This is a genomic window from Gluconobacter sp. Gdi (assembly GCF_014132155.1).
Classification (GTDB): Bacteria; Pseudomonadota; Alphaproteobacteria; order Acetobacterales; family Acetobacteraceae; genus Gluconobacter.
Genome location: NZ_BLJQ01000081.1, coordinates 1 through 324 on the forward strand (window position 1 = coordinate 1; position 324 = coordinate 324).

Below are 324 nucleotides of genomic sequence, written 5' to 3' on the forward strand. Positions count from 1 at the left end.
GATCAGCCCTTGCCAGCTGCTTTCGAACTGCTGGTATTGCGTGAAGTCCCGGAAAAAGAGCTGGATCTGGCCAGCCGCCATGAAACTGCCCGCACGCTGCCCAGCTGCGGCCAGTTGACCCATGGCATAATCCTGGCCTGATCCGTCACGAGAAAGCGTCAGCTGGAACTGGCGCACCCGCGCATCCAGCAGAACGCCATCAATCCACAGATTGCCCCAGCCGGAGACAGGATCGATGACAAAGGCCGGCGCGGCTGGCTTGACCTCAGAGGCTGGCGTCGTCTCCAGACGGCGTTCGTCCCGGAAATTCACATCTGCGGTCAG

The 324-nt window shown here is 61.1% G+C and carries 1 protein-coding gene; it reads right to left on the minus strand.

What is annotated here, in order from left to right; all coding sequences use genetic code 11:
- The coding region (locus JN414_RS16570) for a phage tail tube protein (RefSeq protein ID WP_237390148.1) at positions 1–324 on the minus strand (324 nt) is incomplete at both ends.